Raw genomic sequence first — 26204 nt, forward strand, 5'->3', positions numbered from 1 at the left:
GTAAGGAGAAAAATATGTTCGTCAAAATTTGTGGATTGAAAACATTGGAGGATGTCCAATCGGCTGTAGGGGCAGGTGCTGATTTCATCGGGTTCATTTTTGCAGAAAGCAGCCGGAAAGTCCAACCTGAGGTGGTGCGTGAAATTGGACGAAACCTTCCTGGACATGTGAAAAAAGTAGGGGTGTTTTCTAATCAGGCCGAACGGGATGTGATTAGGACGGCTGGCATCGCTGGATTGGATTATATTCAGCTGCACGGAAACGAGTCTACTAGTTTTGCCGAAAGGATGCCGCTACCTGTCATTAAGGCATTCGCCATACATTCAGAAGAGGACCTTGAAAACCTTAACGATTATCCCGCTGAGTATCTTCTGGTCGATTTGCCGAAAGGTTCCTCGGGAAAAGGAATGACATTAGATTGGGAAATGCTCCAAAAAGCCAAGCTTCCACTGGACAAGGTTATTCTTGCAGGTGGCTTAAATCCGGATAATGTGGATAAAGCGATTTTGGCCGTATCCCCATTCGGGGTTGATGTCGCTAGTGGTGTGGAGATTGATGGGGTGAAGGACGCAACAAAAATAAAGGCATTTATAAGGAAGGCAAAAAATATACAGGAGAAGAGGAATGAATAGATGAGTACGTATATACAACCTGACCAAACTGGACACTTCGGGGCATATGGTGGCCGTTTTGTCCCTGAAACCTTGATGGCTGCAATCACTGAACTTGAAGAGGTCTATGAACAATCAAAAAATGATCCGGATTTCCAAAAGCAGCTATCCTATTACCTGACTCAATACGTTGGTCGGGAAACACCTCTTTATTTTGCTGAGAACCTGACGAAACTTGCAGGTGGTGCCGATATCTACCTGAAACGTGAGGATTTGAACCATACAGGTGCCCACAAAATAAATAATACGATAGGCCAGGCTTTATTGACTCAAAAAATGGGCAAAAAAAAGGTCATAGCCGAAACAGGTGCAGGACAGCATGGCGTAGCGACGGCGACAGTCTGTGCTTTATTGAAGCTCGAATGCATCATCTTCATGGGTGCAGAAGATATCAGAAGGCAGAAATTGAACGTATTCAGAATGGAATTGTTAGGGGCAAAGGTTGTTTCCGTTACACAAGGGAGCTCCACTTTGAAGGATGCAGTAAATGAAGCATTACGATACTGGGTTGCAAATGTAGAAGACACTCACTACATTATGGGCTCTGTCCTCGGTCCACATCCGTTTCCCGTCATTGTTCGCGATTATCAAAGCGTCATTGGCAATGAAACAAAGCGCCAGTATTCAGACTTGGTAAATGGGCTTCCTGATGCAGTGGTCGCTTGTATTGGGGGTGGCAGTAATGCAATGGGCATGTTTTACCCTTTCATAGAGGATGAAACGGTGAAGTTATATGGAGTAGAAGCTGCAGGTCATGGTCTCCATACACCATTACATGCTTCAAGTTTGACTAAGGGAAGGCCCGGCGTGCTTCACGGGGCATTCATGTATGTCTTGCAAAACGAAGACGGCCAAATCCAGGAGGCCCATTCGGTCTCAGCGGGGTTGGATTATCCCGGAGTAGGACCGGAACACAGTTACCTAAAGGATACGAATCGGGTCACATATACTTCCGTTACTGATCAGGAAGCCTTGGATGCCCTTGTATTGCTTTCAAGGGAAGAAGGGATTATTCCAGCTTTAGAAAGCTCTCATGCCCTTTCTTATGGGTTAAAACTGGCTAAAGAAATGGAAAAAGGGACAGGGTTGGTCATTTGTCTCTCTGGTCGTGGTGACAAAGATGTTGAACAAGTCCAATCCATTTTAGGGGGCAGCGATCATGAATAAGTTAACGAAAGTGATGCAAGATTGTGTGAACAAGGGAGAAAAGGCGTTCATCCCCTATATCATGGCAGGCGATGGAGGTTTGGATCGATTAAAAGGCCAGCTGATGTTCCTAGAAAAAAACGGGGCAACCGCTGTTGAATTGGGCATACCCTTTTCCGATCCAGTTGCTGATGGGCCGGTTATTCAACAGGCAGGGATTCGTTCTTTGGAGAAGGGCACGACTTTGAAGGATATTTTGAAAAAGGTAACGGAAATCAAAAACGATGTGAATATCCCGATTATACTAATGGGGTACAGCAATTCCATCATGGCATATGGTCTAAAGGAGTTTATAGAGGATTGCCTTCATGCTGGAATAGCAGGATGTATCATTCCTGATTTGCCGATTGAGGAAGAAACGGTGTTTTCATCCATTAAAACAGCGGGTATCACACTGATTCGACTTGTGACCCTCACGTCTTCAAGGGATCGAATCACGGAGATTACAGCAGGAGCTGAAGGCTTTATCTACGCAGTTACGGTAAAGGGTATCACGGGTACCCGTGATACCTTCGGGGGCGATGTCGGTGAATATCTTAAACAGGTAAAAGAACTGAGCCCTGTCCCGGTTCTTGCCGGGTTTGGCATCTCAACGCCCGAGCATGTAAGGAATGCGATTCAATCCTGTGATGGGGTCATCGTCGGAAGCAAGGTCATAGAATGCTTTGAAACGGGAAAAGAGGAACACATCACCGAGCTCATCAGCGCAAGTAAAATATTGGTTCAAAAATAAAAGCACGGAGGTACCTATAAAGGCACCTCCGTGCTTCCATCGTTTTGTCTATATTTTGTAGATATACGTCATATTACGACATAAGCGTTTATTTTAATTGATATAGGGGTAAAAGATGTTCAAACGCATCTTGAATGATTTGGATGAATTCATCTTCTTTTAATTGAATGGCCTCTTCGCGGGGGATTTGTATTCCGCAAAGGATCTCGGCCTTCTTGACCGTTTGCAAACGGGAAAACATGGAGTGTAAATCTTCACTAGAAAGCCCTTCATGTGGAATGACTTCAGGCTTTGTGTGGTCCATTGACCAAACGTAGTCAGAAGGGATATTTTCTTTTAACCGGTTAATGTTTTTCTCAAGATGCTGTCCTATTTCTACCTTATTGGGGGCCTCATAAATGACGGCGTACCATATGAACAAATGTGTCTCCCATAAACCTATCTGAAAATGGGGCATCATTTTATAGCCCCGGCTATTAGCGGCAAAAGCAACCCATGTATCGTTAGGAGGGTTCACTTTCCGTCTGGCATGCCTTGCTACATGAGGAAACATTTCTTCACCAGTCATGATAGATAGCTGATGTGAAAAATGTTCGCCCAATGCATGAAGCTTAGGTTGTATCTTTTCTTTTAAAGCTTCCATTCGCGGTTCTAATCCATCAATTTTAAATACGTTAAAATCATCAGAAGTGAAACTTAATAATTTCATCATTTATCTCTCCTACCGTAAATATCTGCACATATTGTAGCATAAGTATAAGGTAATTTCGAAAATAGCGTTTTGTAACTTGATTTCAAATAAATTGATGGGTAAGAACACAAATTAGTTGCTATTTGTTGGTGGAAGACATATGATAAAATAAAATTAAATTCTGAAAATTAAGTTTATTGATGAAGGGAGAATGTTAATTATGAAACAAGTCATGAACCAAGCATTAAAAGCTAAAGAAGTAGAAAGACATAGAGCTGCAGTGTTAAGAATGGAAATGGACTATGAATTAGCAACCCTTTTTGAAGCGATCAGTGAAGAAAACGATCAGATGAGGTCACTATGCAAGCAAAGATTAGAGCGTATCCGTTTGGAGTTGCTAAAGCTTAAGGCTTTGTAAATGAACAGTTGTAAAGATCAATAAGGAGCATATGAATTAAATGGATAATGAAATCTATAATAGTTGAACGGACACTTATTTTTTTTAGAAAATAATGTGTCCGTTTTTCATTATATACCTGAAGTGTTCCCAGTAGCGGATTTGAATATTTCTATTGATGAATAAAGGAAAGAAGTCTTGAAGTGGTGGACTGTTCATTTAAGTGGATTGAATTTGAAATTTTTAAAAAGCTTAAAATGTGAAGATGTAAAAAACTTGAAGTCATGGTATATTTGCATTACTCTTTAGAATATCTATTTAATGTAGTTTTGAAGACAAAGGACGGGATATTATGATGGCATCGGTTAAAGAAATGGATACATATGCGAAGGTATGGATGAGGGAAGCGGGGGTCAAGCTTAGGGCGTCCTTTGAAACCAAGCTGAATATCGAGGAAAAAACGAATCCCAATGATTTGGTAACGAATATGGATAAGGCAATAGAAAAATTCTTTGTTGAACATATAAATGAAACATTTCCTGACCATCGTATTTTTGGAGAAGAGGGTATGGGGAATCAGATAAAGGATTTAAAGGGGACGGTGTGGATTATTGATCCCATCGATGGTACATTGAACTTTATCCACCAACAGCGGAATTTTGCCATTTCTCTCGGTGTATACCAGGATGGCATCGGGAAAATCGGCATGGTCTATGATGTTGTGCATGATGAATTATACCATGCTGTTAAAGGGCAGGGAGCTTTTATGAATGAACAAAGGCTTGCCCCGTTAGAAGAAGGTTCTGTCAGTACATCCATTCTATCGATGAATGCGAGTTGGGTAACGGAAAACCGCCGAATCGATCCAAACCTCCTTGCCCCGCTTGTCCGTGATGTCAGGGGAACACGATCATACGGATCAGCTGCACTGGAACTTGCTTTCGTAGCTGCTGGACGCCTGGATGCTTATATAACGATGCGCCTTATGCCATGGGACTTTGCTGGAGGGGCGTTACTTATTGAAGAGGTTGGTGGGGAAGTGACCAACATTAAAGGGGAGGAATTGAACTTCCTATCAGGAGATTCTCTTTTTGTTTCTAAACCTGGTCTACATAAGGAAGTATTCGAACGATACTTGTCGGATAATTCAAGAAAGTAGTGAACGATATGCAGGAAAAACCTTTAATGGAAAATAAATTTTCGGAGTATAAAGTTATAAATAAAAAAACTCGCTATCAGCAGCGAGTTTTTTTATTTATAACTTTCCTGCTTCACGCAGTTTTTTCTTTTGAGAGAAGCCATACCCCATTATTCCGCATAGCACAACGATTGCAGCTACTATTCCGAGTATGCTCTTTATCGCGATAAAGATGCCAATGGAGCCAATACTTGCTGTAGCCAGTATCGCTAAAATTAAGAAATTCCATTTAATATTCATTAAAATCACCCCTAATAATTCTATTGTACATAATTTCGTTATTTGTTTCTACCATGTTTGTGATATAATATGTAAGTTAATACTAGTGATACGTTAAACACCAAATTTTTTTAGGAGTGAATTTTTTGAAATTAAGAGAAAATATTCGTAATATAGCCATCATTGCCCACGTCGATCATGGTAAAACAACTTTAGTGGATCAGTTGCTTAAGCAATCTGGTACTTTCCGTGAAAACGAACACGTTGAAGAACGTGCGATGGATTCTAATGCTATTGAAAAAGAACGCGGAATTACGATTCTTGCGAAAAATACAGCAGTTCAATATCAAGACACAAGAATTAATATCTTGGATACACCTGGTCATGCTGACTTTGGTGGTGAAGTAGAACGGATCATGAAAATGGTCGATGGCGTTTTACTTGTTGTCGATGCTTATGAAGGTTGTATGCCTCAAACACGTTTCGTGTTGAAAAAAGCTTTGGAACAAAAAATCACGCCTATCGTTGTCGTGAATAAAATTGATAAAGACTCTGCTCGTCCAGATGAAGTTGTCGACGAAGTTATCGACTTGTTCATCGAACTTGGCGCTGAAGAAGAACAATTAGACTTCCCAGTAGTCTTCACTTCAGGTATTGCTGGAACAGCAAGCTTGGATTCTGATCCTACTAAACAAGAAAAAGACATGACTCCATTATTCGAAACAATTATCGAAACGATTCCTGCTCCAGTCGATAACTCAGAAGAACCACTGCAATTCCAAGTGGCTTTACTTGATTACAACGACTATGTAGGACGTATCGGTGTTGGTCGTGTATTCCGCGGAAAAATGCACGTAGGACAACAAGTTTCATTGATGAAGCTTGATGGATCAGTTAAGCAATTCCGTGTAACGAAAATCTTTGGTTATATCGGCTTGAAAAAAGTTGAAATCCAGGAAGCTGTTGCTGGTGACCTAATCGCCGTTTCTGGTATGGAAGATATCAACGTCGGTGAAACGGTTTGCCCAGTAGAGCATCCTGATGCGCTTCCAATCCTACGTATCGATGAGCCAACATTACAAATGACTTTCCTTGTAAACAACAGCCCATTCGCAGGACGTGAAGGTAAATTCGTAACGGCTCGTAAAATCGAAGAGCGTTTGAAAAGCCAATTGCAAACAGATGTAAGCTTAAGAGTAGAAAATACTGATTCTCCGGACGTATGGATTGTTTCTGGTCGTGGAGAGCTTCACCTTTCTATCCTGATTGAAAACATGAGACGTGAAGGCTATGAGCTTCAAGTTTCGAAACCGGAAGTTATCGTTCGTCTTATTGATGGCGTACGTTGCGAGCCAGTTGAACGTGTTCAAATCGATGTTCCAGAAGAGCATACTGGTGCTATCATGGAATCCATGGGTGCACGTAAAGGCGAGTTGTTAGACATGGTCAATAGCGGAAGCGGTCAAGTTCGTTTACTATTCACGATTCCAGCCCGTGGACTTATCGGTTATTCTACTGAGTTCTTAACAATCACTCGTGGTTACGGTATCATGAACCATTCATTTGACAGCTACCAACCAATGGCACAAGGCCAAGTTGGCGGAAGACGTCAAGGTGTATTAGTATCTATGGAATCAGGAAAAACAACACAATACGGTACTATGCAAGTAGAAGACCGTGGTGTCATTTTTGTTGAACCAGGTACTGACATTTATGAAGGTATGATTGTCGGCGAACATAATCGTGATGCAGATTTAACGGTTAATATCGTTAAAGCAAAACAAATGACAAACATGCGTTCAGCGAATAAGGATCAAACTTCTTCAATGAAGAAACCAAGAATCATGTCTCTTGAAGAAGCACTTGAGTATTTGAACGATGATGAGTATTGTGAGGTAACTCCTGAATCAATCCGTCTTCGTAAGAAAATTCTTGATAAAAACGAACGTGAAAGAGCAGCTAAAAGAAAAAAAGTGGCTGTTGAAGAAAAATAATTAGCTAGAGGAGGAGTAAAGATTGGATATCCAAGAGCGATTATCATTTTTTGCAGCGTTGTACAGAGTGGATGAGAACCCTGAAGCGGGAATGTGGTATTTGTATTTAACAATCTTTGGATTATGCATCCTTGTCTATCAGCTAGGTTTCGCCAAAAAGCTACCTTTGCTCAAAAATGTGATTATCTATGCGGTAATGGCACTTGGATGTACCCTTCTTTCTTTCTTCGCTGTGTTTCTCCCAATGGGGGAAGCGTTAGTCATAGCATCTCTTGTCCTTGGAATTTATAAGATTCGTCTTCATAATTCGAAAAAAGAAGAACAGGCTTGAGTGAGCTATGAAATCATTACAAGATGCTTTATACAATTGGCTGACGATAAGAGTTGTTTGTGATGAAAGGCCCGATGATACAGCCGCACGAGAAACAGAAATGTTTTTTATGCAGATGCTTCAGAACGACCACCAGGTGAGGATTGATTCCGTTACAAAAACAGAACCTTTTTATTTTGTTGAATATAAAGTAGGAGACGAAATGAAAAAGCAACGTTTCCCGATTGAATTAATTGATATCATGTTGGATCAGATACAACTTGAGCCAGATAAGTATAAAAATATCGAGTAATACAAAAATGACCGTGCGGTTTTCCGCACGGTCATTTTTGTATGGACAATGGAAGGAACAGAGAATAAATAAAATGTGCAAGTGCCCACAATAAGAATGTGAACAAGTCAAAAGAAGGAATAACCGTGGTTTTAGAAAGGAAAGCCAATGGAAAATAAAGCAGGATGGCAGGAATGATGAATAAATTAGCAAAGGCAAATCGCTTCACAATCTTTCTTTTTTGAATAATATAGGCATAGCCATAAGTAAGGAAGATTGATATAAATAAATGAAAAGAAAATAGCCATGCTTCATTCCAAGGGATTTCCCCAAAAATAGGAATGAAATCCACGTTCAATAAAAGCTGATACACTTTTATTCCTGAGGACACTTCAATCCATTTCGTTATAAAGCCAAGTAATAATCCATTGAACAGACCAATCAGGAGTATCCGATTGAACGATTTACCATTCATCTTCTTTTTTTATCGTGCGGTAGAGATGAAAATTGCCTGTGGCAATCCGTTCATTCGTACGTTCTTCAATGCGTTGTTTACATATATCGCACATGTAGGTATGTATAGGACGGTTACGTAGCTTCTTAGCTTCTGGACTATCATCTGGTATGTCTTCGATTTGATCGCATATTACGCATTTTACCTTCATAATTATTGAACCTCACTTCGATTTCAGTATGTGTTTAAGTATACCAATAATTTCATGCCAAAACGAGGATAAAGTACAAGTCTCCCGTGTGGGATTTGCAATTGTACATAAGAAAAAACCCGAAGAAGATTCCACGGGGTGAAAAGGTTAATCTTTATGATGATTGGACTGTTCGTTTTGTTCTTTTTCTAATTGTTTTCTGTCATCTTGATTATGGGGCGAGTTCCCTTGATCATCCGTAACCTTTGCAGGGGTAGGTGTCAAGGTGTCACCAGGTACCTCAGGTATGACTCTGCTTGTGATATCTGCCAACTCATTTAATATCCCCCTTACTGGTTCGCCATTTTTAATGTCTGCTGCAACTTCTTTGATTCGTGCATTTAAATCTGGATCGGCTACGACAATCGCATAGGCACCATGAGGATCATTCTTTAATGTCTCTCCAACCGAGTATTTAACGGTTCCGACTTGTGAGCGTTCGATGTCCGCGTCGATATCAATCCCCACCAGGGCGTATTTCCCAATTACAACTGCGGTGGCATCATTCACTTCAGGTACTGATTGAGCCAGATTCGTTAGCCTTTTGGATGTTTCTTGTCCGGTCCTGCGATCGCTTTCCTGAATGGTCGAGTTATGAACTTGGGTTAAGCCGTTTTTAGCTTGGTCTTTTGAATCGTCACTTGCATGATCCGTCGAACAACCTGACATCAGTAAGAGTGCAGCCAATGAAAAAATTTGTTTGCGCAAGAGTTCCGTCTCCTTTTTACTCGTAGAATTCATTGATCATATTGTGTATTTGGCATCTTTATATCAAGGAAGATTTCTTTATAGTCTGTAATTGTTCTTCTATCTTTATACAAAGGGACATATATTTTATCAACAGTCTCGTCCGCTACATAACTGCTAAGAGCAGTCATTGTTAGGTATATCCGATAAAGAGCAGGCAGGAGGCGTCATATTGGACAAAATCTATGTTTTAGATACGAATGTCCTGTTGCAGGATCCGTATTCTATTTATTCATTCGGGGTTAATGAAATCGTCATTCCAGCAGTTGTATTAGAAGAATTGGATTCTAAGAAAAGGTATATGGATGAAATCGGAAGGAATGCAAGGCAGGTTTCGAAATTAATTGATCATTTTCGGGAAAAAGGGAAACTACACCAGAGTATCCCGCTTCATAATGGAGGAAGTTTACGAATAGAACTTAATCATCGTTCTTTTCATGAACTACAGGAAATTTTTGTCGAGAAAACAAATGATAATCGAATATTGGCGGTTGCTAAAAATTTGTCATTGGAAGAAGAGACGAAGGAAGAGGGAAAGACGGTCATCCTCGTTAGCAAAGATACACTAGTGCGTGTAAAGGCAGATGCTATCGGACTTGAGGCAGAAGACTTTTTAAATGACCGTGTCGTTGAATTGGACCATGTCTATGGTGGATATAAAGAGATATTTGTTTCAATTGACAACCTAAATAAATTTTATGAAAAAAGTTATTTAGAACTTGAAGAGTTGTCAGAAGATCAATACTATCCCAATCAATTTCTCCTCATGAAGGATACACTAGGAAGCTCAGCCTCGGCGATTGGGATCATCAATGAAAACTGTAAGACTGTTAAGAAGTTGATGTATGAAGGGGAACATATATGGGGAATTAAGCCTAGGAATGTTCAACAAACGATGGCTTTGGATTTGTTGCTTCGTTCAGATGTACAGCTTGTGACACTAATTGGTAAGGCGGGCACTGGGAAAACGTTACTTGCTTTGGCAACAGGCTTGTTGCAAACAGAGGATTTAGCCCATTATAAGAAGCTTCTTGTCGCAAGGCCAATTGTACCGGTCGGTAAAGATATTGGTTATCTGCCTGGAGAAAAGGAAGAAAAATTGAAGCCGTGGATGCAGCCTATATTCGATAATCTGCAATACTTGTTCAATACCAAGAAACCAGGAGAATTGGATGCCATTCTAGCAGGGATGAGTTCGATTGAAGTAGAAGCCCTGACGTATATTAGGGGAAGGAGCATACCGGATCAATTCATCATCATTGATGAAGCACAGAATCTGACGAAACATGAGGTAAAGACTATCTTAACAAGGGTAGGGGAACGAAGCAAAATCGTGTTGATGGGAGATCCAGAACAAATTGATCATCCATATTTAGATGAATATAATAATGGCTTGACGTATGTAGTCGAAAAATTCAAGACGGAGCGGATTGCTGGGCATGTCAAGCTGATAAAAGGGGAAAGATCTACATTGGCACAGCTTGCTGCAACGCTTTTATAAATAAAAAAATGGCACGGGGAAAATCCCCTGCCATTTTCTGGAGTATCGCTATCGGCGAGCTTATTTGACTGTAAAAGACGTGACATACTTGATTGGATTGTCGATATTACTTCCATCACCAAAATAAATTTCCATGGGACCACCTTCAGACACTTTAAGTGGTTGTCCATCCTTTGAAAACCCGATGAAAAATTTCATGGCATCTTCTAGCGGAAACGCCAATTCTTTGCCTTCTGAAGTAACGATAACTTCGGTTGCATCATCAGCGGGTTCGGCATTTTTTAAAAAAGGTTCAAACAGAATGCCAAAAGAACCTTCAAGTAATCGTTGTTTCTCGAATTTCCGTTCTGTTTTTATTGTAGGGGGTAGAACCGCTCCCTCTTGAATTTCTTTTTGCCAATGTCTAGAAGCTTTCTTAGTATAATCTTCTAGTTCATTGATCTGTACTCTTTCTTCACTGAAATATGTATCAATCTCAATTTTACGGTCATCGAAGATCCATACTCCAGGGTCTATTGTAAGAGGATATTTCACATTTCCGTTAATAAACACGATGGATTCCAAATATCTCATTCCTTCCTTTGCTCACATACATGTACAATTATAATCAATTACAGGAGAATTGTCACATTATCGAGCATGCATCGGCACAATTCTTCCAGGTTTCGTTATTCATTTAGTTTGTCAATATCCTTGCTTTTTAAGACAACTAAAGGTAGAATTTAAAGATAAGATATAATCGCTCTGAGCGGGGGGATTTAACATGGCATCTGAAATGCTTGTCAATCATCGAGAAAAAGCTTTTGCTTTATTAAAGGCAGATGCTGACAAGATTCTAAAATTGATAAAAGTTCAAATGGAGAATCTCACTATGCCTCAATGTCCTTTATATGAAGAGGTACTGGATACTCAAATGTTTGGTCTATCACGGGAAATTGATTTTGCTGTACGCTTAGACCTAATAGAGGAATTGGAAGGCAAATCTCTTTTAGAGACACTCGAAAGAGAATTGTCAGTATTACATGAAGCATCATTAAAAAAATAATATATAGCACATACTAACTCAAACAAATCTCGATGATTGTTTGAGTTTTTTATTTGTATACATAATCAATTAAATAGGTTATACTTATTTTAAAAGTGTTATACTAATAGGGCGGAACATTCTTTGTTTAGTCCTTTTTATGTTTTTATATTAGTAATGATGTATCAAATTCATTCACAACATTTAATATTCTACAAAACTTGAATACGGTTGCTGATCCAATGGCACTAAGACAAAAAGTGGATTGAAAAATACTTTTAAATATAAACGAAAGAAATTTTTTATTTTTTTATTGTATTCAGTTTATTTTAGTATTATGGTTATATTAATTACTTATTAAAGTGAAAAGTACGAAAAGTTGGTATATCATAATAATAGTAATTATTTAAAAATTTCGCTTTATTCTTTTTCATTATTCACTTAATGAAATGGACGTTTAAGTTATCTCTATTAATGGAGAATGGAAAGTTGTGATATCTCTCACACTTTTTTTCTATATATTTATAAAAATACATATTGATTAGGGTGGTAGCAATGGTTAAACGTATAGAAAAGGTACTTGCGGCAAATCGCGGGGAAATTGCGATTCGAATTTTTCGGGCATGTACGGAATTAGACATTTGTACAGTTGCAATCTATTCCAAGGAAGATTACGGATCCTATCACCGCTATAAGGCTGATGAAGCATATCTGGTTGGTGAAGGTAAAAAGCCAATCGATGCATATTTGGATATTGAAGGGATTATTTCAATTGCCAAAATGAGTGGAGTTGACGCTATTCATCCTGGTTATGGCTTCCTTTCAGAAAATATAGATTTTGCTAAACGTTGCGAAGAAGAGGGAATTATCTTCATCGGACCTGAATCAAGGCATTTAGATATGTTTGGGGACAAGGTAAAAGCTAGAACACAAGCTGAACTGGCTGGTATTCCGGTCATTCCAGGCAGTGATGGACCAGTAACAAGCGTGGAAGAAGTAAAAGAATTCGGTAAGAAGTATGGCTTCCCCATTATTATAAAAGCCTCACTTGGTGGAGGCGGACGCGGCATGCGTATTGTCGAAAAACTTGAAGAAACCGAAGAAGCATACAATCGCTGTAAATCTGAAGCGAAAGCAGCCTTTGGGAATGATGAAGTATACGTAGAGAGATACATTAAAAATCCAAAGCATATCGAAGTTCAAATCTTGGCAGATTCTCACGGTAATACCGTTCATTTATATGAACGTGACTGCTCGGTGCAAAGACGTCATCAAAAAGTCGTTGAAGTTGCTCCTTCAGTTTCGCTTCCGGAGAGCCTTAGAGAAGAGATTTGCGAGGCTGCAGTCAAATTGGCCAAAAATATTGACTATGTCAATGCTGGGACAGTGGAGTTCCTTGTGGCAAATGGTGAATTTTATTTCATTGAAGTCAATCCAAGGGTTCAGGTAGAGCATACAATTACCGAAATGATTACAGGAATCGATATTGTTCAATCGCAAATCATGATTGCCGAAGGCCATGAACTACATGGTAAAAAGATCGCCATTCCAGAACAAGCGGGCATTAAAACAAATGGGTATGCAATCCAATCAAGGGTGACAACCGAAGATCCGTTGAATAATTTTATGCCTGACACTGGAAAAATGATGGTTTACCGTTCGGGTGGAGGATTTGGCGTACGTTTGGATGCAGGTAATGGATTCCAAGGTGCAGTGATTACCCCATATTATGATTCCTTGCTAGTCAAGCTTTCAACACATGCACTATCATTTGAGCAGGCTGCTTCCAAAATGGTGCGTAACCTGAAGGAATTTAGGATTCGTGGAATTAAAACAAACATCCCATTCCTTGAGAATGTTGTCAAACATAAGAATTTCATTACGGGCGAGTACGATACTTCATTTATCGATTCAACGCCTGAATTGTTTAACTTCCCAGTCAGAAAAGACCGTGGAACAAAAATGCTTTCATATATCGGCAATGTAACGGTGAATGGTTTTCCAGGTGTGGAAACGAAGAAAAAACCGGTCTTTGACCCAGCACCGATTCCGGATGTCAAGAATCTGCCGCTTACTCCAGGTACGAAGAATATTCTAGACGAACGAGGAGCAGAAGGCCTGGTTAACTGGATTAAGGAACAGAAAGAAGTATTAATTACGGATACGACTTTCCGTGATGCACATCAATCATTATTGGCTACAAGAATTAGATCAAAGGATATACTGGACATTGCAGAGCCTACGGCAAAATTACTTCCAAACCTATTTTCCATGGAAATGTGGGGCGGGGCAACGTTTGATGTAGCCTATCGCTTCTTGAAAGAAGATCCATGGGAGCGTTTGTTAAGTTTCAGGAAAAAAGCGCCTAATGTCCTGTTACAAATGCTTTTAAGAGCTTCCAATGCAGTGGGTTATAAAAACTATCCCGACAATGTCATACAGGAATTCGTTGAGAAATCAGCGGCGGCGGGTATTGATGTCTTCCGGATCTTCGACAGCTTAAACTGGGTAAAAGGGATGGAAGTGGCTATTGATGCTGTCCGCCAATCTGGTAAAATTGCCGAAGCGGCCATTTGTTACACAGGTGATTTGAATGATTCATCGCGCAGCAAATATAATATAGAATACTATAAAAACATGGCGAAGGAATTGGAGCATGCAGGTGCTCATATTCTAGCTATCAAAGATATGGCAGGTCTTTTGAAACCGGATGCGGCTTACCGTCTTGTATCGGAATTGAAGGAAACGACTTCTCTACCTATTCATTTGCATTCGCATGATACGAGCGGAAATGGTATCTTTACGTACTCAAAAGCCATTGAAGCAGGAGTGGATATTGTGGATACGGCGATTGGCTCGCTTGCAGGCTTAACTTCGCAGCCAAGTATTCAAACCCTTCATTATGCACTGGAGGGATCGGGTAGACAGCCTAAACTTGAAGTGGATTCACTTGAACGTCTAGGAGAGTATTGGGGAGAGGTACGGAAGTTCTATAAAGACTTCGAAAGTGGCATGAATGCACCCCACACGGAAGTTTATAAGCATGAAATGCCAGGTGGACAGTATAGTAATCTACAACAGCAGGCTAAAGCAGTAGGTCTTGGAGATCGTTGGCATGAAGTGAAGGAAATGTATCGACGCGTCAATGTCATGTTCGGAGATATCGTTAAAGTGACACCATCTTCAAAAGTTGTAGGCGACATGGCCTTATTCATGGTACAAAATAGCCTTTCGGAAGAGGATGTCCTTACAAAGGGTCAAGCCATTGATTTTCCTGATTCCGTTATTGAATTATTCGAGGGGTACTTGGGACAACCAACGGGAGGTTTTCCAAAGGAACTTCAGGAAGTTATCCTGAAAGGGAAAAAACCGATTACAGTTAGACCAGGTGAACTACTGGAAGCTGTAGATTTTGATGCATTAAGAGAAGAGTTGTTCCGAGAAGTGGGACGTCCTGTCACAGACTTCGATGTGCTTGCATATGCCCTATATCCTAAAGTATTCTTGGATTATAATAAAACGAAAGAGTTATTCGGCGATGTATCCAACCTAGACACAGCCACTTTCTTATATGGCATGAGATTAGGAGAAGAAATCGAAGTCGAAATAGAAAAGGGGAAAACCCTTATCGTTAAATTAGTGTCAATTGGACAGCCATTGCCTGATGGCACACGGGTTGTGTATTTTGAATTGAATGGTCAATCTCGTGAAGTCATCATCAAGGATGAGAATATTAAATCGTCCGTGCAAACCAAAATCAAGGCTGACACCAAAAATAAAGAACATATTGGGGCTACGATGCCTGGTACGGTCATCCGCGTTGTCGTCGAAAAAGGCGATCAAGTCAAGCAGGGTGATCACCTGATCATTACAGAAGCCATGAAAATGGAAACAACTGTACAAGCACCTTTCTCTGGTACAATTAAAGACATTTATGTTAAAGACGGAGAAGCCATCAGTACAGGTGATCTATTGATTGAAATAACTAAGTAACTCTAAGAGAGTCAGAGACTAGCTTTGAAAGAGGGCGCACGGATGGGATAACATCTGGAGTGCCCTCTTTCAGGCTATCCTTTTAACAGGTATACAAAAAGCCATCATTTTGAATGATGGCTTTTTGTATACCTGTTATTGTTTGAAAAGTCAGACGTCATCTGGCAGGAATGGTCGGTGATACAATTCCCTCATCTCGTTCATTAATAGAAGAAACTTGATTCTCCTTTTCAATAAGTAATGCGTTTTTCTTGCTTCTTGTAGTGAGAAGAAGCAAATAGCTCATCACCCCGAAAAAACAGGCTATAAATAAAGCATGTGCCAATGCAATGTATAGATTTTGTTTAGAAAAGATAATGAAAGCTCCGGCGGTTACTTGTAAAAAGACTAAAATGAATGCTGCATTCCAACCACCATATATGACCCGTTGATGTTTATAGTGTTTATGTGCCAAAAAGGTAGCGTAGGAAACCCATAAGAAAATCATCCCTGCTATCGCCCTATGACCCATTTGTATCCATTCATAGGTGTTAGTAGGTAGGAAGGTTCCATTCCCACATAGAGGCCAATCTTTACATATAAGACTAGATTCAGTATGTCTTACGAGAGCACCGGTATATACGACCAGTAAACAAAAAATCAAAATGCCGGTAATGTGAAATCCCATTCTTTTGTCAACAATCAGTTTATCAGCCTCAAACTTCTTGTCCACTTCGAAAATCAATAGGGTTAATAAAAATACGGAAGCAAAGGATATAAGGGAAATACCAAAGTGGAGAGCCAAAACAAAATCAGATTGAGACCAAAGAACTGCAGCAGCTCCTATTAATCCTTGAAGAACTAGGAAGCCGAATGAAAGAATCGATAGAAAGCGGGCTTCGCGAATATGACCTATTTTTCGCCAAGACATAACTGATAAAAGCAGGACCATGAATCCGCCTACACCTGAGACAACCCGATGGGAGAGTTCAATAACCAATGCGAACGTAATTTTTTCGGGGATTAATTGACCATTACATAATGGCCATGATCTACCACAGCCCATGCCGGAATCGGTCTTTGTGACTAAGGCTCCCCCTATTAAGATAAAGAGCATTACAATCGTAGTTAAAACAGCAAACCATTTAAGTGACGATTTCACCAGTAGTCCCACCTTTTTCTTGGAGTCATATTAGTTAGTTTTATTAAATCCATACCATATTATCATATCATAATGTAATTGATAAATATTTGTAGAACCTCCTCGATATTACACAAAATAGTATGATTTTACAAGTTCGAAAAAAAGTGCATCCCTAAATGCTACCATCAATATGGATTGAAACTCAGAAGGGAATTTGATAAAAATTGAAGAAGTGGGGATGGTAAAAAAGAGTGAAATGGGGGAATATGTAGGATATTTCCATAATGATCGCCACATGGCGATTTAAGTGAAATTCATGATGTTTACAGTATTTTCATCGAAAAATAACTCGACACAATTTGGTCAAAAATTATTCGAAAAAATTTCACAAAAGCTTCCAAAAATGTGTTTTAATATATTGAAGAAATGATTTTACTAATTTTTACTGTTATGGATGAACACTATATAGTATAGTTGCTTTGAATGGTTTCTTAAATTTTCAATGATATAGGCAAAAAGTAAATTATTTACTTTTTGTTTGCGCTTCCTTGGTTACAAATATAGAAAAGTATGAAATAATGATTTATAGTTATGTACTAAGTGTGCTACCTTTTACTTTTGCATGTTTTTGAGTGATTCAAAGGAGGAAAACAAATGTCAGAAACAAGGGGTATGTCAGAAGCTGTCTTGAAGGACAGTAAAGACACCCTTCAATCGGATATACCAAAAACTACAGCCTGGAAAGACTTTCTGGCACTTATTAAAGTGGGGATTGTCAATTCAAATATAATCACGGCTTTTACTGGGGTGTGGTTAGCGATTCACTTTGCAGGACTTAGCTTTTTTAGTAATCTTGATGTGGTGTTCTATACTCTTGCAGGCTCGGCTCTTATCATGGCTGGATCTTGCAGTTTTAATAATTACTATGATCGGGATATCGATCATTTGATGGAACGAACCAAAAACCGTCCTACTGTAACTGGAAAAGCACAACCTTCCAGGGTGTTGTTCCTAAGTTTTGGACTGATTATTACAGGACTTATTTTACTTGCCTTGACTAATATGACGACGCTATTGATTGGGGCGTTTGGCGTATTCGCCTATGTGGTTCTTTATACGATGATTTTCAAAAGAAGATTTGTTTCGAATACCATAATAGGCAGTATCTCGGGAGCGGTCCCACCCCTGATTGGATGGGCAGCGATCGATCCAAACCTTGATGTGATTGCGTGGGTTTTATTCGCTATCATGTTCCTTTGGCAGCCCCCACATTTTTACGCCCTTGCAATGAGGCGGGTTGAGGAATATCGGGCAGCTGGGGTTCCAATGCTTCCTGTTGTAAAAGGCTTTAAAAGGGCAAAAAAATCAATTATAGTATGGATCATTGCTTTAATGTTCATTCCATTCTTTTTAACTCCCTTAGGCACTCCATTAGTTGTCTTGGCCGCACTATTAAGTACCGGCTGGCTTATTTTGGGATTGAAGGGGTATAAAAAGAAAGATGATATTAAGTGGGCAACTTCCATGTTTGTATATTCGCTTAATTATATGACTATATTATTTGTAGCGATGGTTATCGTTACACTTATTTAAACTTAGTATACATCATAGGGTTGTAGCCCGTTTGTTAATGGGCTGCACCTTACTTGATAATAAATTGGACACTGACCGCTATACATATTATTCAGAAAAACATCATGAGATTCCATCCTTAGAGCGGTTTGATTCACTAGAGTAATCCTTAGTTTAGGGATTCTTTCTTTTAAAGAAATTGACATAGAGAGAATATTCGCAATAGCGCCCATTTTGAATTTTGTGAGAAAATTTTGATGAAAGAGGGGTTTCTGAAGCTATGAAAAAAAGGCTGCACAAATGGCGCCTAATTGCTTTGCTGGGTATAGTAGGACTTGTCCTTTCGGGCTGCGGTGAACCATTCCTATCCACGCTGAAGCCAGCTGGCGATGTTGCGCAAACACAGTTTGATTTACTGGTATTGAGCACATTAATCATGGTACTGGTGATTATTGTAGTAATCATTTTATTCGTTGTAGTTTTATTCCGCTTCCGCCGAAAGAAAGGCGACGAGACAATACCGAAACAAATTGAAGGAAGTCACAAACTCGAAATTATTTGGACTGTTATTCCTATCCTTCTTTTGATTGTTCTGGCTGTTCCGACTGTCGTTACCACTTTTGACTTAGCTGACACTAGTGCAATGGATAAGAAAGATAAAGATGGAAAAACGAAGGATGCTTTGGTGGTCAACGTTAGGGCAAACCTTTATTGGTGGGAATTTGAATATCCAGACCTAGGTGTAATTACCAGTCAGGATTTGGTCGTTCCGACTGATCAGAAAGTTTATTTCAATTTGACAGCTTCAGATGTTAAACATTCATTTTGGATTCCGGCTGCCGGAGGGAAAATGGATACGAACACTGATGGAGTCAATTCATTTTTCTTAGAATTCGATAGCGAAAAGGCAGAAAATTCTAACGATTTATTCTATGGGAAATGTGCTGAGCTTTGCGGGCCATCCCATGCATTGATGGATTTTAAGGTCGTTACGAAATCAAAAGCTGACTTCGAAGCTTGGACTAAAGATATGAAGACTGCAAAAGCACCTGTGGCAAAAGGGGATGTTGCTAAGCAAGGGGAAGAGGTCTTCAATAAAAGCTGTATCGGATGTCATGCGGTTACCCCAAATGACAGTAGACCTGAAGCAGCCCGTCAAGCTCCAAACCTGGCTACATTCGGCGAACGTGAACGAGTGGCGGGAGTATTGGATCACACGGAAGAAAACGTGAAAAAATGGATCAAAAATCCTGAAAAGTATAAACCGGGTAACACAATGACCGGTACTTACGGCGAGCTTTCTGATTCAGAAATTAATGCACTGACAGCTTACCTTTTAGAGCTCAAGGTGGAAGAAAAATAGAACATTGATTAAGGAGGTTAAATCGTGAGTACGCACGCTAATAAAAAAGGTTTTGGCGCTACGATTTGGGATTACCTAACTACGGTAGACCATAAGAAAATCGCCATTTTATATCTAATTGCAGGCGGATTATTCTTTGTGATCGGCGGTTTGGAAGCAATGTTCATCCGTATCCAGCTGGCAATCCCGAATAATGATTTTGTAAGTGCCGGGTTTTATAACGAAATATTGACCATGCACGGCACGACGATGATTTTCCTGGCGGCCATGCCGTTGGTATTTGCGGTAATGAACGCGGTTGTGCCGCTACAAATTGGGGCACGTGATGTTGCGTTCCCATTTTTAAACTCATTAGGTTTCTGGTTGTTTTTCTTCGGGGGTATCTTTTTAAATCTTTCATGGTTTTTAGGTGGAGCCCCTGATGCAGGCTGGACATCTTATGCATCTTTATCCCTTCACTCTGAAGGGCATGGTATTGATTTTTATGTACTGGGACTACAGATTTCCGGTTTGGGAACCTTAATTGCAGGGATTAACTTCCTTGTGACCATAATCAATATGCGTACGCCAGGAATGACCTATATGCGTATGCCACTATTTACATGGTCAACATTTGTTGTTTCTGCATTAATATTATTTGCCTTCCCACCACTTACTGTCGGGCTAGTATTAATGATGTTTGACAGGATGTTCGGAGCCAACTTCTTCGATGTGGCAGCCGGGGGTAATACGATTATTTGGGAGCATTTATTCTGGATATTCGGTCACCCGGAAGTGTATATCTTGATCTTGCCTGCTTTTGGTATATTCTCTGAAATCTTTGCAACTTTTTCGAGAAAAAGATTATTCGGTTATTCATCCATGGTGTTTGCAACCGTCTTAATTGGTTTCTTAGGTTTCATGGTATGGGCACATCATATGTTCACCACTGGTTTAGGACCTATTGCAAATGCAATCTTTGCCGTTGCCACTATGGCAATTGCGGTACCTACCGGTATTAAGATTTTCAACTGGATCTTCACGATGTGGGGCGGAAGTGTGAAATTCACGGTTCCAATGCTTTATGCCGTCGCCTTTATCCCTTCCTTCACAATGGGTGGCGTGACAGGTATCATGAATGCAGCTGCACCAGCTGATTACCAGTTTCATGATAGCTATTTCGTCGTTGCCCATTTCCACTATGTAATCGTCGGTGGGGTTGTATTGGGTTTATTGGCGGGGATTACGTTCTATTGGCCGAAAATGTTTGGAACGATGTTAAATGAAGGCTTAGGGAAAATCACTTTTTGGACTTTCTTGATTGGTTTCCATTTAACATTCTTTATTCAACATTTCCTTGGTCTAATGGGGATGCCACGTCGTGTATTCACATTCTTGGATAACCAAGGACTTAATACAGGAAATATGATTAGTACAGTAGGGGCTTTCCTAATGGCATTTGCTGTCATCGTTTTAGTCATAAATGTTATCATTACGTCTGTTAAAAACGTCAAGGTCGGCAATGATCCTTGGGGAGATGGCCGTACTCTTGAATGGGCCATCCCATCACCGCCGCCATTCTACAATTTCAAGCAACTTCCGCTTGTCCGCGGGTTAGATCCATATTGGGTCGAGAAAATGGAAGGTAAAAAGGAAATGACGCCAGCAGAGCCACTTGGTGATATTCATATGCCTAATAATTCTATCCTTCCTGTAGTAATTTCATTCGGTTTATTTGTAGCCGCATTTGGTGCTTTATATAATATGGATGATAAAAATTGGACCTTGCCTGTAATCATAATCGGGCTTTTGATTACATTTGGTTCCATGTTCATACGTTCTGTCAAAGACGACCATGGATATCATATTCATAAAGAAGACCTTATGGACGATGATGATAAGGAGGTTAAGGCATAATGCAAGCAGATGAAAAATTCACGGATGCTACTTGGCCTGCTTCTCCTGAGAAAGCGACTTTAGAAGGTAAAAATAAATATTTAGGATTCTGGTTGTTTCTTGGTGGAGAGACGGTATTATTCGCTTCACTTTTTGCTACGTATCTTGCATTAAAGGATAAAGTTCCTAATGAAAATGCAGCACTGGCAAAAGATCTATTCGAATTACCTCTTACGTTTGTTGCGACCATGCTTTTGCTGACTAGTTCATTAACAAGCGTGTACGCAATGTATCACATGAAAAATAATCATTTTAAACAAATGCAAGCTTGGATCGTTATCACTGTGGCATTAGGTTTTGGTTTCCTCGGTCTTGAGATTTATGAATTTAACCACTATGTTCATGAATTTAAGCATACTTTTACTAGTAGTGCATTCGGTTCGGCGTTCTATACGTTAGTCGGATTTCATGGAGGACACGTTGCCTTCGGTTTAATGTGGTTCATATCCCTGATGCTCCGAAATGCGAAAAGGGGATTGAATTTATATAATGCCCCTAAATTTTATGTGGCAAGTCTTTACTGGCATTTCATTGACGTTGTTTGGGTATTTATCTTTACAGTCGTATATTTAATGGGAATGGTGGGATAACTGATGGCGAATGAACAGTCAAATTCAGCAAACCCGAATGTCGATTTAAAATATCGTCGTAAGAAAAATGCTGAAGAGATGAAGCATCAAGTAATTACTTTTAGTCTTATGATTTTCTTAACTTTAGTGGCATTTGCCGCTGTAGGAATAGAAGGTTTTTCACATTGGTTCATTAAGCCAGTCATTTTATTGCTGGCAGTTATACAAGTCATTTTCCAGCTTTATTATTTTATGCATATGAAGCATAAAGGTCATGGCACTATTACATTGTTTCTCTTTTCCGGCCTTGCAGTCGGGTTGATTACAGTGCTAGCTTTTATCACGATTGTCTGGATATGATAGATAGGGACCGGCTATTTTTAAAATAGCCGGTTTTCTTATAATTATCGCCCAGTAAAATCCAGGTTTATCTATATTTGTTACTGCGGTTTATTTTAGGTATAATAGAAGGATAGTAATGGAAAAAAAGTTTACGAACGAGGTGATTTTATGTCTATTGATATTTTTGGCTTTCGTGCTTTATGGAGTCCATTTTACTTTGCCGTCCTCGTACTTATTACCATTGGCTATTTTTTGATGGTGACAAAGTACAGGAATAGATTTGAGGATAGTTCACCGGTTCCCTTGAAACAGGTAGTCTATTTCTTAATGGCCATGATTCTTCTTTATGTGGTCAAGGGGTCGCCTATCGATTTGCTCAGTCATATCATGTTCAGTGCACATATGTTTCAAATGGCACTGCTTTACTTGGTGATACCTCCCTTATTTATCATTGCGATACCCACATGGGTGTGGAGATCTTTAATAGATATGAGGGGAATGAAGTCGCTGTTTCGCTTCTTCACGAAGCCTCTCTTTGCACTTATGCTATTTAATGTTCTTTTTTCGCTGTATCATATCCCATTGGTATTCGATTTCATCAAAACTGGCATGTTGGTCCATGCAGGCTATACGGTGATTTTATTTGTGACAGCTGTTTTGATGTGGTTTCCTTTGGTTAATCAGCTTCCTGAATATGAAAGCCTTTCGGGGGTTAAAAAAGTAGCATATATTTTTGGTAGTGGCATTTTAATGACCCCTGCGTGTGCATTGATCATTTTTGCCGATTATCCAATGTATGATACGTTCACTAATGCTGAATCTTGGGCTAGTGCCATGGAACTGTGCGTGCCTGCATCGGCATTGTCAGGCCTGACCCTCAGTGGTCCAGAAATGTTTAATGGGCTGCCTTTGCTTGAAGACCAACAGCTAGGTGGAGTATTGATGAAGGTCATTCAAGAAATCGTTTTAGGATATGTTTTAGGTGTCATTTTCTTTGCTTGGTTCAAGAAGGAGAATGGCGGTGAAAGCGAAATTGACCCTATTCCTACAGATTTCCAGACTGTAGAATGATCATTTCGTGAAAGACTTGTCTACTGAGTGGACAAGTCTTTCATTTGCCTTGTTAGGGGTTTCCGGTATTCTTACTTCAAAATATAGGCTAAACATGAAACCCAAGGAAAGGCTAGTTATTTGACTTGGTTTTTTGATAAAAGTGAGCATTGTGTTAAGTTTGCTTGCTTTTATTGAATTTTATGAATACCTCTTATAGAATAATAGATGATTAATAAATATAGAGAGGACTACATCTTATGTCTTTACCGATTCTTCCAACAATTAGCACAGCTTTCATTGTATTAAGTTCAATCACGGTTGCAATAGGCTGGTACCAAATTAAACAGCGCAGAACAGAGACACATAAAAAGACCATGATAGTGGCCGCGATTTTTGCGATAATTTTCTTCACTATCTACCTTTCTCGTACGATTTTCGTTGGTAATACATCTTTCGGAGGACCGGATGATATTAAAATTTATTACACGATCTTTTTGATTTTCCATATCACACTTGCGACTACTGGGGCAGTACTTGGAATCATTATGCTGACAACAGGTTTAAAAGGTAAGTATGCGATTCATAGAAAAATCGGTCCTACGACTAGCATTATTTGGTTTTTCACTGGAATCACTGGTTTGGCCGTTTATCTTTTACTATATGTCATTTATCACGGTGGAGAGACAACATCACTGATTAAAGCGATTCTTGGATCATAAAACTAAAAAAGGCCTGATGTGTAAAAACATCAGGCCTTTTTGATACAAGAAAAGAGGGGTGTTCAGAGATTCCTCTCTTCTGTTTGTTCAGTTTCCAGTCACTTTTACAGTCCATTAAATTGTGTAAGTTCCTCTTTAACCTGAGCCAGGATTTTTTCACACTGTTTCACTAATGAAGGGGGGAAGAACTCTCCTTCTCCATATTCAATGCCATGTGGATAATAGTGTTTTCCTAAAAGTGGAACCATTAGTTTCATTGTGGCCCTATGAGCCCCCACATCACCTTCGACGGCATATCCTAGTATACGCAGATAAAAAGTGCCTTCTCTCAATTCGAATTTACGGTCATAACTTACTCTCTCATAGTCCCATTGTTCGGCACGTATTAAACCGTATTCCGGCATTAGGTCATCTAATCGGTTTAAGTCGGCTGTGATGTTCTCAATTCCAAAGCTTTCAAATTTCACGAGTAGTACCTCCTATTTTTGCATTTGGGAATTAAAATGACATACAAGGAAAATATTATGTAGTGAAAGTAACGAAAATTCCCCAAGCATATTTATAATATACCATTTTATCCTATATTTTATAATAGTATGAAATGATGGAAGTTGCAATGAACTCGACATTGTATTTTTATGATTCACAAAAGTTCCATTTTTGCAAAATTAAAAAATGATGTAATCTATCGTTAAATAGAAAATTATGATGGAACAATGTTATAATCAGGAAAGAAAGCTAGTATTAGATACATAAGCATAGAGAGAGGGTGTGTCCTCTGCGCAGGTTCGGAAAGGTGTTGCTGTTAAGTATTGTTTTTTTCATAATCGGCATTTATACGAATATCGGTCTGGAGGAAAAGCTGAATCCTCTCATAGATGGAAACAAAGATGTTAATCCTAACGATACGATAAATGAAAAGAATCCGCATATGGAGAAAGATGAAGTAATGGCTAAAGAAGGATTAGCGATTACAATTGGGAAGAATATAAAAGAGGTCAAAAAGGAATTCGGTGAACCGGATCGAATTGATATGTCCGCATATGGATATGATTGGTGGATATATAATAAAGATTATAATGACTATTTTCAATTGGCCATGGAAAATGGGAAAGTCGTTTCTGCATACGGAATCGGGGACAATGTGAATATTTCCCCTTTTAAAATCGGCCAATCCATTGATGCTATCTATTCTAGCTTATATATAGAACCAACGGTTGATATAGAGGCTGGCGATAGCGTCTACCGTTTCGAATTGTCTGAAGAGGATATGAATATGAGACCATTGATAGAACTTGGGGATATTCATGTTCAGTTGTATTTAGATAAGTTTTCTGGAACCGTTTCGAGTGTCCGGTTTTTGGATGATTCCACTCTTTTAAAACAGCAGCCATATGAGCTGACCTATCATGGTTCGCTAGTGCCTGTTAAGGATCTTTCCGAAGAGGAATGGACTAATGTGAGAGTAGGGAATGAACGGCAAATATTTGATATTGCGAATATCATGCGTAGTAGGTTTGATTTGAAGCCATTAAATTGGAATGATTCAATTGCAAAGATTGCTTACCTTAATAGCCAAGAGATGAAAGGCACTCAGGAAGAAACACAAGTCTCTGAAACCAAAGGGGATTTAGCTGACCGATTAAAAGCGGGGAATATCCAGTATAGTGCGGCAGGCGAAAATATTGCAGCAAATTATGTGGACGCAGCGGCTGTTATGGAAGGCTGGCTGAATAGCGAGGGTCATCGGGAAACGATGTTGAGTGAAGAGTTTACCGATTTAGGTGTAGGGGTTTATAAAAAGTATTACACACAGAACTTTATTGCGAAGAAATAAAACGGATCCTT

The 26204-nt window shown here is 39.5% G+C and carries 27 protein-coding genes; 19 read left to right on the top strand and 8 right to left on the bottom strand.

Translation table 11 applies throughout. The annotated features are described in order from the left end of the window. Window positions 1–14 precede the first annotated feature (14 nt). Genes AC503W_RS06595 through trpA form a run of 3 tightly spaced genes read left to right on the top strand, consistent with a single transcriptional unit; the run spans window position 15 to window position 2610 of the window. The gene (locus AC503W_RS06595) at window positions 15–632 is read left to right on the top strand and encodes a phosphoribosylanthranilate isomerase (RefSeq protein ID WP_494916480.1); all 618 of its coding nucleotides are present in this window, start codon (window positions 15–17) and stop codon (window positions 630–632) included. Beyond that, window positions 633–1838 (top strand): tryptophan synthase subunit beta, encoded by a 1206-nt coding sequence (trpB, locus tag AC503W_RS06600; protein WP_402868088.1) that lies wholly within the window; start codon window positions 633–635, stop codon window positions 1836–1838. Continuing rightward, a complete protein-coding gene (gene trpA, locus AC503W_RS06605) occupies window positions 1831–2610 on the top strand; it encodes a tryptophan synthase subunit alpha (RefSeq protein ID WP_494916482.1) in 780 nt (259 codons plus the stop codon). Before trpB ends, trpA begins: the two co-directional genes overlap by 8 nt. Window positions 2611–2698: 88 nt before the next feature. Here the strand turns inward: trpA and AC503W_RS06610 are convergent, their stop codons facing one another. Beyond that, entirely contained in the window at window positions 2699–3319 is a 621-nt protein-coding gene (locus AC503W_RS06610) for a YktB family protein (protein ID WP_402956495.1), read from the bottom strand. Between the two features lie 202 nt (window positions 3320–3521). On the opposite strand from AC503W_RS06610, the gene AC503W_RS06615 reads away from it, so the two are divergent. Both AC503W_RS06615 and AC503W_RS06620 read left to right on the top strand, forming a co-directional pair. Next, window positions 3522–3719, top strand: a complete 198-nt coding sequence (locus AC503W_RS06615) for a YkzI domain-containing protein (RefSeq protein WP_402868093.1) — start codon at window positions 3522–3524, stop codon at window positions 3717–3719. A gap of 334 nt (window positions 3720–4053) precedes the next feature. After that, window positions 4054–4857, top strand: a complete 804-nt coding sequence (locus tag AC503W_RS06620) for an inositol monophosphatase family protein (protein WP_402868095.1) — start codon at window positions 4054–4056, stop codon at window positions 4855–4857. Between the two features lie 96 nt (window positions 4858–4953). Here AC503W_RS06620 and AC503W_RS06625 read toward each other — a convergent pair whose 3' ends face one another. Then, window positions 4954–5136, bottom strand: a complete 183-nt coding sequence (locus tag AC503W_RS06625; RefSeq protein WP_402868097.1) for a YlaF family protein — start codon at window positions 5134–5136, stop codon at window positions 4954–4956. Between the two features lie 125 nt (window positions 5137–5261). On the opposite strand from AC503W_RS06625, the gene typA reads away from it, so the two are divergent. From typA to AC503W_RS06640, 3 genes are read left to right on the top strand one after another with little or no spacing between them, the layout of a single operon-like run. Further along, window positions 5262–7109: a translational GTPase TypA gene (typA, locus tag AC503W_RS06630; protein WP_402868099.1), complete on the top strand. Its 1848-nt coding sequence runs from the start codon at window positions 5262–5264 to the stop codon at window positions 7107–7109. A gap of 22 nt (window positions 7110–7131) precedes the next feature. Next, on the top strand, window positions 7132–7440 hold the full coding sequence (locus tag AC503W_RS06635) for a YlaH-like family protein (RefSeq protein WP_402868100.1): 309 nt from the start codon (window positions 7132–7134) through the stop codon (window positions 7438–7440). 7 nt (window positions 7441–7447) lie between these two features. Continuing rightward, on the top strand, window positions 7448–7732 hold the full coding sequence (locus AC503W_RS06640) for a hypothetical protein (RefSeq protein WP_402868101.1): 285 nt from the start codon (window positions 7448–7450) through the stop codon (window positions 7730–7732). Window positions 7733–7763: 31 nt separating this feature from the next. Here AC503W_RS06640 and AC503W_RS06645 read toward each other — a convergent pair whose 3' ends face one another. From AC503W_RS06645 to AC503W_RS06655, 3 genes are all read right to left on the bottom strand, one after another. Beyond that, window positions 7764–8186, bottom strand: coding sequence for a hypothetical protein (locus AC503W_RS06645; protein ID WP_494916486.1), 423 nt, complete (start codon window positions 8184–8186; stop codon window positions 7764–7766). Further along, a complete protein-coding gene (locus tag AC503W_RS06650; protein ID WP_402868104.1) occupies window positions 8176–8376 on the bottom strand; it encodes a YlaI family protein in 201 nt (66 codons plus the stop codon). Before AC503W_RS06650 ends, AC503W_RS06645 begins: the two co-directional genes overlap by 11 nt. Before the next feature lie 147 nt (window positions 8377–8523). Then, entirely contained in the window at window positions 8524–9123 is a 600-nt protein-coding gene (locus AC503W_RS06655; protein ID WP_402868105.1) for a YhcN/YlaJ family sporulation lipoprotein, read from the bottom strand. 211 nt (window positions 9124–9334) lie between these two features. Here AC503W_RS06655 and AC503W_RS06660 point away from each other — a divergent pair, with 211 nt between their 5' ends. Continuing rightward, the gene (locus AC503W_RS06660) at window positions 9335–10663 is read left to right on the top strand and encodes a PhoH family protein (RefSeq protein WP_402868106.1); all 1329 of its coding nucleotides are present in this window, start codon (window positions 9335–9337) and stop codon (window positions 10661–10663) included. Window positions 10664–10723: 60 nt separating this feature from the next. On the opposite strand, the gene AC503W_RS06665 is transcribed toward AC503W_RS06660, so the two are convergent. Then, window positions 10724–11227 carry a molybdopterin-binding protein gene (locus tag AC503W_RS06665; RefSeq protein ID WP_402956166.1) on the bottom strand — a complete coding sequence of 168 codons (504 nt, stop codon included), beginning with the start codon at window positions 11225–11227 and terminating at the stop codon, window positions 10724–10726. A gap of 199 nt (window positions 11228–11426) precedes the next feature. Here AC503W_RS06665 and AC503W_RS06670 point away from each other — a divergent pair, with 199 nt between their 5' ends. Then, on the top strand, window positions 11427–11708 hold the full coding sequence (locus tag AC503W_RS06670) for an Fpa/YlaN family protein (protein ID WP_402868108.1): 282 nt from the start codon (window positions 11427–11429) through the stop codon (window positions 11706–11708). 534 nt (window positions 11709–12242) lie between these two features. After that, window positions 12243–15680 (top strand): pyruvate carboxylase, encoded by a 3438-nt coding sequence (pyc, locus tag AC503W_RS06675; protein ID WP_402868110.1) that lies wholly within the window; start codon window positions 12243–12245, stop codon window positions 15678–15680. A 157-nt stretch (window positions 15681–15837) separates the two neighbouring features. Here the strand turns inward: pyc and AC503W_RS06680 are convergent, their stop codons facing one another. After that, the gene (locus tag AC503W_RS06680; RefSeq protein WP_402868112.1) at window positions 15838–16821 is read right to left on the bottom strand and encodes a COX15/CtaA family protein; all 984 of its coding nucleotides are present in this window, start codon (window positions 16819–16821) and stop codon (window positions 15838–15840) included. 636 nt (window positions 16822–17457) lie between these two features. On the opposite strand from AC503W_RS06680, the gene cyoE reads away from it, so the two are divergent. From cyoE to AC503W_RS06715, 7 genes are all read left to right on the top strand, one after another. Next, complete coding sequence (gene cyoE, locus AC503W_RS06685) at window positions 17458–18396, top strand: heme o synthase (protein WP_402956170.1); 939 nt, start codon at window positions 17458–17460, stop codon at window positions 18394–18396. A gap of 259 nt (window positions 18397–18655) precedes the next feature. Beyond that, window positions 18656–19738: a cytochrome c oxidase subunit II gene (gene coxB / locus AC503W_RS06690; RefSeq protein ID WP_402868114.1), complete on the top strand. Its 1083-nt coding sequence runs from the start codon at window positions 18656–18658 to the stop codon at window positions 19736–19738. A gap of 24 nt (window positions 19739–19762) precedes the next feature. Further along, a complete protein-coding gene (gene ctaD / locus AC503W_RS06695) occupies window positions 19763–21634 on the top strand; it encodes a cytochrome c oxidase subunit I (RefSeq protein ID WP_402868116.1) in 1872 nt (623 codons plus the stop codon). Continuing rightward, entirely contained in the window at window positions 21634–22263 is a 630-nt protein-coding gene (locus tag AC503W_RS06700) for a cytochrome (ubi)quinol oxidase subunit III (RefSeq protein ID WP_402868118.1), read from the top strand. The genes ctaD and AC503W_RS06700 overlap by 1 nt, the downstream gene beginning before the upstream one ends. Before the next feature lie 3 nt (window positions 22264–22266). After that, on the top strand, window positions 22267–22602 hold the full coding sequence (ctaF, locus tag AC503W_RS06705) for a cytochrome c oxidase subunit IVB (RefSeq protein WP_402868119.1): 336 nt from the start codon (window positions 22267–22269) through the stop codon (window positions 22600–22602). Between the two features lie 150 nt (window positions 22603–22752). Then, window positions 22753–23655 carry a cytochrome c oxidase assembly factor CtaG gene (gene ctaG, locus AC503W_RS06710; RefSeq protein WP_494916498.1) on the top strand — a complete coding sequence of 301 codons (903 nt, stop codon included), beginning with the start codon at window positions 22753–22755 and terminating at the stop codon, window positions 23653–23655. A gap of 239 nt (window positions 23656–23894) precedes the next feature. Continuing rightward, window positions 23895–24356 carry a DUF420 domain-containing protein gene (locus tag AC503W_RS06715; RefSeq protein WP_402868122.1) on the top strand — a complete coding sequence of 154 codons (462 nt, stop codon included), beginning with the start codon at window positions 23895–23897 and terminating at the stop codon, window positions 24354–24356. A gap of 104 nt (window positions 24357–24460) precedes the next feature. Here the strand turns inward: AC503W_RS06715 and AC503W_RS06720 are convergent, their stop codons facing one another. Continuing rightward, entirely contained in the window at window positions 24461–24823 is a 363-nt protein-coding gene (locus AC503W_RS06720; protein WP_402868123.1) for a YugN family protein, read from the bottom strand. A gap of 329 nt (window positions 24824–25152) precedes the next feature. Here AC503W_RS06720 and AC503W_RS06725 point away from each other — a divergent pair, with 329 nt between their 5' ends. Beyond that, entirely contained in the window at window positions 25153–26193 is a 1041-nt protein-coding gene (locus AC503W_RS06725) for a CAP domain-containing protein (RefSeq protein WP_402956176.1), read from the top strand. Window positions 26194–26204 lie beyond the last annotated feature (11 nt).

It is taken from the genome of Peribacillus suis (genome assembly GCF_059384845.1).

Excerpts from the sequence above, each read along its gene's own strand:
- AC503W_RS06595 (WP_494916480.1), top strand. The coding sequence starts at position 15 with ATGTTCGTCAAAATTTGTGGATTGAAAACATTGGAGGATGTCCAATCG.
- trpB (WP_402868088.1), top strand. The coding sequence starts at position 633 with ATGAGTACGTATATACAACCTGACCAAACTGGACACTTCGGGGCATAT.
- trpA (WP_494916482.1), top strand. The coding sequence starts at position 1,831 with ATGAATAAGTTAACGAAAGTGATGCAAGATTGTGTGAACAAGGGAGAA.
- AC503W_RS06610 (WP_402956495.1), bottom strand. The coding sequence starts at position 3,319 with ATGAAATTATTAAGTTTCACTTCTGATGATTTTAACGTATTTAAAATT.
- AC503W_RS06615 (WP_402868093.1), top strand. The coding sequence starts at position 3,522 with ATGAAACAAGTCATGAACCAAGCATTAAAAGCTAAAGAAGTAGAAAGA.
- AC503W_RS06620 (WP_402868095.1), top strand. The coding sequence starts at position 4,054 with ATGGCATCGGTTAAAGAAATGGATACATATGCGAAGGTATGGATGAGG.
- AC503W_RS06625 (WP_402868097.1), bottom strand. The coding sequence starts at position 5,136 with ATGAATATTAAATGGAATTTCTTAATTTTAGCGATACTGGCTACAGCA.
- AC503W_RS06640 (WP_402868101.1), top strand. The coding sequence starts at position 7,448 with ATGAAATCATTACAAGATGCTTTATACAATTGGCTGACGATAAGAGTT.
- AC503W_RS06645 (WP_494916486.1), bottom strand. The coding sequence starts at position 8,186 with ATGAATGGTAAATCGTTCAATCGGATACTCCTGATTGGTCTGTTCAAT.
- AC503W_RS06650 (WP_402868104.1), bottom strand. The coding sequence starts at position 8,376 with ATGAAGGTAAAATGCGTAATATGCGATCAAATCGAAGACATACCAGAT.
- AC503W_RS06670 (WP_402868108.1), top strand. The coding sequence starts at position 11,427 with ATGGCATCTGAAATGCTTGTCAATCATCGAGAAAAAGCTTTTGCTTTA.
- pyc (WP_402868110.1), top strand. The coding sequence starts at position 12,243 with ATGGTTAAACGTATAGAAAAGGTACTTGCGGCAAATCGCGGGGAAATT.
- cyoE (WP_402956170.1), top strand. The coding sequence starts at position 17,458 with ATGTCAGAAACAAGGGGTATGTCAGAAGCTGTCTTGAAGGACAGTAAA.
- coxB (WP_402868114.1), top strand. The coding sequence starts at position 18,656 with ATGAAAAAAAGGCTGCACAAATGGCGCCTAATTGCTTTGCTGGGTATA.
- AC503W_RS06700 (WP_402868118.1), top strand. The coding sequence starts at position 21,634 with ATGCAAGCAGATGAAAAATTCACGGATGCTACTTGGCCTGCTTCTCCT.
- ctaF (WP_402868119.1), top strand. The coding sequence starts at position 22,267 with ATGGCGAATGAACAGTCAAATTCAGCAAACCCGAATGTCGATTTAAAA.
- ctaG (WP_494916498.1), top strand. The coding sequence starts at position 22,753 with ATGTCTATTGATATTTTTGGCTTTCGTGCTTTATGGAGTCCATTTTAC.
- AC503W_RS06715 (WP_402868122.1), top strand. The coding sequence starts at position 23,895 with ATGTCTTTACCGATTCTTCCAACAATTAGCACAGCTTTCATTGTATTA.